At 50.4% G+C, this 5,578-nt stretch carries 5 protein-coding genes, 4 tRNA genes and 2 rRNA genes; 9 read left to right on the forward strand and 2 right to left on the reverse strand.

Annotated features, from left to right (window positions below; all coding sequences use genetic code 11):
- From ABVN36_RS24350 to birA, 4 genes are all read left to right on the forward strand, one after another.
- A 23S ribosomal RNA gene (locus tag ABVN36_RS24350) occupies window positions 1-103 on the forward strand; the annotation flags it as partial.
- A gap of 93 nt (window positions 104-196) precedes the next feature.
- Window positions 197-312 (forward strand): 5S ribosomal RNA (gene rrf / locus ABVN36_RS24355).
- Between the two features lie 181 nt (window positions 313-493).
- A complete protein-coding gene (gene murB, locus ABVN36_RS24360) occupies window positions 494-1,522 on the forward strand; it encodes a UDP-N-acetylmuramate dehydrogenase (RefSeq protein WP_023138460.1) in 1,029 nt (342 codons plus the stop codon).
- Complete coding sequence (birA, locus tag ABVN36_RS24365; protein ID WP_000655746.1) at window positions 1,519-2,481, forward strand: bifunctional biotin--[acetyl-CoA-carboxylase] ligase/biotin operon repressor BirA; 963 nt, start codon at window positions 1,519-1,521, stop codon at window positions 2,479-2,481. The genes murB and birA overlap by 4 nt, the downstream gene beginning before the upstream one ends.
- A gap of 34 nt (window positions 2,482-2,515) precedes the next feature.
- On the opposite strand, the gene coaA is transcribed toward birA, so the two are convergent.
- Complete coding sequence (gene coaA, locus ABVN36_RS24370) at window positions 2,516-3,466, reverse strand: type I pantothenate kinase (protein WP_000023068.1); 951 nt, start codon at window positions 3,464-3,466, stop codon at window positions 2,516-2,518.
- 208 nt (window positions 3,467-3,674) lie between these two features.
- Window positions 3,675-3,848 carry a hypothetical protein gene (locus tag ABVN36_RS24375; protein WP_001541267.1) on the reverse strand — a complete coding sequence of 58 codons (174 nt, stop codon included), beginning with the start codon at window positions 3,846-3,848 and terminating at the stop codon, window positions 3,675-3,677.
- A gap of 19 nt (window positions 3,849-3,867) precedes the next feature.
- On the opposite strand from ABVN36_RS24375, the gene ABVN36_RS24380 reads away from it, so the two are divergent.
- The 5 genes from ABVN36_RS24380 to tuf all read left to right on the forward strand — a co-directional run.
- Window positions 3,868-3,943: transfer RNA gene (locus ABVN36_RS24380), tRNA-Thr, on the forward strand.
- Window positions 3,944-3,951: 8 nt separating this feature from the next.
- Window positions 3,952-4,036 (forward strand) — tRNA-Tyr (locus ABVN36_RS24385).
- A gap of 116 nt (window positions 4,037-4,152) precedes the next feature.
- Window positions 4,153-4,227: transfer RNA gene (locus ABVN36_RS24390), tRNA-Gly, on the forward strand.
- Window positions 4,228-4,233: 6 nt separating this feature from the next.
- Window positions 4,234-4,309: transfer RNA gene (locus ABVN36_RS24395), tRNA-Thr, on the forward strand.
- 115 nt (window positions 4,310-4,424) lie between these two features.
- Window positions 4,425-5,578: elongation factor Tu (gene tuf / locus ABVN36_RS24400; RefSeq protein ID WP_108629465.1), on the forward strand; the 1,154-nt coding region annotated here is incomplete at its 3' end.

Below are 5,578 nucleotides of genomic sequence, written 5' to 3' on the forward strand. Positions count from 1 at the left end.
TCTCCTGAAGGAACGTTGAAGACGACGACGTTGATAGGCCGGGTGTGTAAGCGCAGCGATGCGTTGAGCTAACCGGTACTAATGAACCGTGAGGCTTAACCTTACAACGCCGAAGATGTTTTGGCGGTTGAGAGAAGATTTTCAGCACTGATTCAGATTACATCAGAACGTAAAAACGGTCTGATAACAGAATTTGCCTGGCGGCACTAGCGCGGTGGTCCCACCTGACCCCATGCCGAACTCAGAAGTGAAACGCCGTAGCGCCGATGGTAGTGTGGGGTCTCCCCATGCGAGAGTAGGGAACTGCCAGGCATCAAATAAAACGAAGGGCCCTGTCGAAAGACAGGGCCTTTTGTTTTATCTGTGGTCTGCCGGATAGCGGCTCCGCCTTATCCGGCCTACAGGGACGCGCCGATCCACCCTCAATATAACCACAAGCCTTCCCAACACAGATACGGTAAACTATTGCCGATTGAGTATCAGGAAAGCAGCCATGACCCACTCCCTAAAACCCTGGAATACCTTCGGCATTGATCATTGTGCAAAGCACATCGTATGCGCTGAAAACGAACAACAACTACTGAGCGCCTGGCAGCAAGCAACTCGTGAGGGACTGCCGGTTATGATCCTGGGTGAAGGAAGCAATGTCCTGTTTCTGGAAAATTATGCCGGCACCGTGATCCTTAACCGCCTGAAAGGCATTGAGGTCAATGAAACCGCGGACGCCTGGCACCTACACGTCGGCGCAGGCGAAAACTGGCATCAACTTGTTCGCTACGCGCTGGACAACAACATGCCCGGCCTGGAGAATCTGGCGCTCATCCCTGGCTGCGTTGGTTCCTCGCCTATACAGAATATTGGCGCGTATGGCGTAGAACTACAGCGCGTCTGCGACTACGTTGACTGCGTTGAACTGGAAACGGGAAAACGTCTGCGTTTGTCCGCGGCGGAATGCCGTTTCGGCTATCGTGACAGTATCTTCAAAAATGAATATCAGGATCGCGTTGCGATCGTCGCGGTGGGTCTGCGTTTGTCAAAGCAATGGCAGCCGGTGTTGACCTATGGCGATCTTACTTGTCTGGACCCGAAAACGGTCACCGCGCAACAGGTGTTTGATGCTGTATGCCATATGCGCACCACAAAATTGCCGGACCCTAAAGTGAATGGCAATGCGGGCAGCTTTTTTAAAAATCCCGTTGTCGCAGCCGATATCGCCATGGAACTACTGGAACGATTCCCCAACGCGCCGCATTACCCTCAGGCAGACGGCTCAGTGAAGCTGGCGGCAGGCTGGCTGATAGACCAATGTCAGTTGAAAGGCATCACTATTGGCGGCGCTGCGGTGCATCGCCAACAGGCGCTGGTATTGATTAATGCGAATGATGCGACAAGTAAAGATGTGGTGGCGCTGGCGCATCATGTCCGGCAAAAAGTGGGTGAAAAATTTAATGTCTGGCTGGAGCCTGAGGTTCGCTTTATTGGTCAGTTCGGAGAGGTGAACGCTGTGGAGAGCATTGCATGAAAGATACTACCGTTCCCCTGACGCTGATCTCACTGCTTGCCGACGGAGAGTTTCACTCAGGCGAGCAGTTGGGTGAACGGCTGGGAATGAGCCGTGCGGCTATTAATAAACATATCCAGACATTACGCGACTGGGGAGTAGATGTATTTACCGTTCCCGGGAAAGGATATAGCTTACCGGAACCCATCCAGTTACTGGATGCTGACCGTATTCATAGCCAACTGGATAGCGGAAACGTGGCGGTATTGCCCGTTATCGATTCAACCAATCAGTATTTACTTGATCGAATTGGCGAGCTGCGTTCAGGCGATGCCTGTGTAGCAGAATACCAACAGGCAGGGCGTGGTCGTCGCGGGCGTAAATGGTTCTCACCGTTTGGCGCGAATCTATATCTTTCAATGTACTGGCGTCTGGAGCAGGGGCCTGCGGCGGCAATAGGCTTGAGTCTGGTCATTGGAATTGTGATGGCGGAAGTGCTGCGTGAACTGGGCGCAGATAAAGTTCGCGTGAAGTGGCCTAACGACCTTTACCTACTGGATCGCAAACTGGCGGGTATTCTGGTCGAGTTAACCGGTAAAACGGGCGATGCCGCACAAATAGTGATTGGCGCTGGTATTAACATGGCAATGCGTCGTGTAGAAGAGGACGTGATAAATCAGGGATGGATCACACTACAAGAGGCCGGAATTACGCTCGACCGCAATATGCTGGCCGCAAAGCTGATTTATAAGCTACGTGCTGCGCTTGAGCTTTTTGAGCAAGAAGGTCTTTCTCCTTATCTTTCGCGCTGGAAAAAACTGGATAATTTTATTGATCGTCCGGTAAAACTAATTATTGGCGACAAAGAAATATTTGGTATTTCTCGCGGCATTGATACTCAGGGTGCATTATTGCTTGAACAGGATGGCGTGATTAAACCCTGGATGGGGGGGGAAATATCGCTGCGAAGCGCCGAATAGTAAAAAAGGGGAGTCGGTACTCCCCTTTTTTCTGTTATTTCCGCAATCTTACCTGTTCCACCGCATGGTTAGCGCTCTTGGTCATAATAAGGCTGGCACGTTCTCGTGTAGGTAAGATATTTTGTTTTAAATTCAACCAGTTAATTTCTTTCCAAAGCGAAGCTGCTGTATTAACAGCTTCTTCTTTAGATAATTTCGCATAATTGTGGAAATAAGAGTCAGGATCGGTAAACGCCCCTTCGCGGAATTTCAGGAAGCGATTGATATACCACGTCTGAAGAAGTTCTTCTGGCGCATCAACGTAAATAGAGAAATCAACGAAATCAGAAACAAATACATGATGCGGATCGTGAGGATAATCCATACCGCTTTGTAAAACATTCAAACCTTCAAGAATCAATATATCAGGCTGAGCGACGGTTTTATCCCCTTCAGGAATAACATCGTAAATCAAATGAGAATAGACTGGCGCCGTCACGTTCGGTACGCCCGACTTGAGGTCAGAAACGAATTTCACCAGTCGGTGCATATCATACGATTCGGGGAACCCCTTTTTCTTCATTAACCCGCGTTCTTTCAACACCTGGTTTGGGTGGAGGAAGCCGTCTGTGGTAATCAATTCAACACGGCGGTGTTCCGGCCAGCGACTCAGCAACGCTTGCAGAACGCGTGCTGTCGTGCTTTTACCCACTGCGACGCTGCCCGCAATACTGATGATGTAAGGGATTCGCTGGCCGTTAGTGCCCAGAAACTGTTCCAGGACAGCCTGACGACGCAGATTTGAACTGATATAGAAATTTAGCAAACGGGAGAGAGGTAAATATATTTCTGCAACTTCTTCCAGCGATAAATCTTCATTAATGCCTTTTAACTGCGCGATCTCATCCTCGGTCAGGGTCATCGGCACAGAATCGCGAAGCGCAGCCCACTGGCTGCGATCAAACTGTAGGTAAGGCGTCATTAACGATTGCTCTTTTATACTCATAAGCATGTTTCTGGCTGCTATTGCTACATCAGTTCAGCGATGAACGAGGGCCATCCCTGACATGCAACGGCACGTCACATTTAAGTTAATTTGGACAATGGGCAGGAGGGTAACACCAGATGGGGAGGAATAATAAGAAAAAATCTCGCTGTGAAAGCTATCCCTGAGAAGCAATGTGACGAATATACCAGATACAGAAGATTGCTTTCTATCGACGGAGCGTTGAAATGCCGCGTCGTATCCTGGTCAGACGGTCGGTAAAATGCCGAAAATTTATGCTCTCTTGTTTGAAATTAGAGCATTTTTGTCTCTTATAGCGCAAAATGTGAGCGATAGAACATTTTATGCAATTTTTTAGTTGCATGAGCACGCAGGTCTCCATAGAATGCGCGCTACTTGATGCCGACTTAGCTCAGTAGGTAGAGCAACTGACTTGTAATCAGTAGGTCACCAGTTCGATTCCGGTAGTCGGCACCATCAAGTCCGGTGGGGTTCCCGAGCGGCCAAAGGGAGCAGACTGTAAATCTGCCGTCACAGACTTCGAAGGTTCGAATCCTTCCCCCACCACCATTTTCGGCCGCGCGATGGCGCAGCCCGAGACGATAAGTTCGCTTACCGGCTCGAATAAAGAGAGTTTCTCTCGATATTCAGTGCAGAATGAAAATCAGGTAGCCGAGTTCCAGGATGCGGGCATCGTATAATGGCTATTACCTCAGCCTTCCAAGCTGATGATGCGGGTTCGATTCCCGCTGCCCGCTCCAAGATGTGCTGATATAGCTCAGTTGGTAGAGCGCACCCTTGGTAAGGGTGAGGTCGGCAGTTCGAATCTGCCTATCAGCACCACTTCTTTTCTCCTTCCTGTTTTTCTCTTCTGTTTATTAGCATTCAACAAGTCGGGCGTGTTGCCTGGTTGATGTGGTGATATCACCGATTTATCCGTGTCTTAGAGGGACAATCGATGTCTAAAGAAAAGTTTGAACGTACAAAACCGCACGTTAACGTCGGTACTATCGGCCACGTTGACCATGGTAAAACAACGCTGACCGCTGCCATTACTACCGTACTGGCTAAAACCTACGGCGGTGCCGCTCGCGCATTCGACCAGATCGATAACGCGCCGGAAGAAAAAGCGCGTGGTATCACCATCAACACTTCTCACGTTGAATACGATACCCCGACCCGCCACTACGCACACGTAGACTGCCCGGGGCACGCCGACTATGTTAAAAACATGATCACTGGTGCTGCTCAGATGGACGGCGCGATCCTGGTTGTTGCTGCGACTGACGGCCCGATGCCGCAGACCCGTGAGCACATCCTGCTGGGTCGTCAGGTAGGCGTTCCGTACATCATCGTGTTCCTGAACAAATGCGACATGGTTGATGACGAAGAGCTGCTGGAACTGGTTGAAATGGAAGTTCGTGAACTTCTGTCTCAGTACGACTTCCCGGGCGACGACACTCCGATCGTTCGTGGTTCTGCTCTGAAAGCGCTGGAAGGCGACGCAGAGTGGGAAGCGAAAATCATCGAACTGGCTGGCTTCCTGGATTCTTACATCCCGGAACCAGAGCGTGCGATTGACAAGCCGTTCCTGCTGCCGATCGAAGACGTATTCTCCATCTCCGGTCGTGGTACCGTTGTTACCGGTCGTGTAGAACGCGGTATCATCAAAGTGGGCGAAGAAGTTGAAATCGTTGGTATCAAAGAGACTCAGAAGTCTACCTGTACTGGCGTTGAAATGTTCCGCAAACTGCTGGACGAAGGCCGTGCCGGTGAGAACGTAGGTGTTCTGCTGCGTGGTATCAAACGTGAAGAAATCGAACGTGGTCAGGTACTGGCTAAGCCGGGCACCATCAAGCCGCACACCAAGTTCGAATCTGAAGTGTACATTCTGTCCAAAGATGAAGGCGGTCGTCATACTCCGTTCTTCAAAGGCTACCGTCCGCAGTTCTACTTCCGTACTACTGACGTGACTGGTACCATCGAACTGCCGGAAGGCGTAGAGATGGTAATGCCGGGCGACAACATCAAAATGGTTGTTACCCTGATCCACCCGATCGCGATGGACGACGGTCTGCGTTTCGCAATCCGTGAAGGCGGCCGTACCGTTGG

This window comes from Salmonella sp. SJTUF15581 (assembly GCF_043356775.1).
In the GTDB taxonomy this organism is placed as follows: domain Bacteria; phylum Pseudomonadota; class Gammaproteobacteria; order Enterobacterales; family Enterobacteriaceae; genus Salmonella; species Salmonella enterica.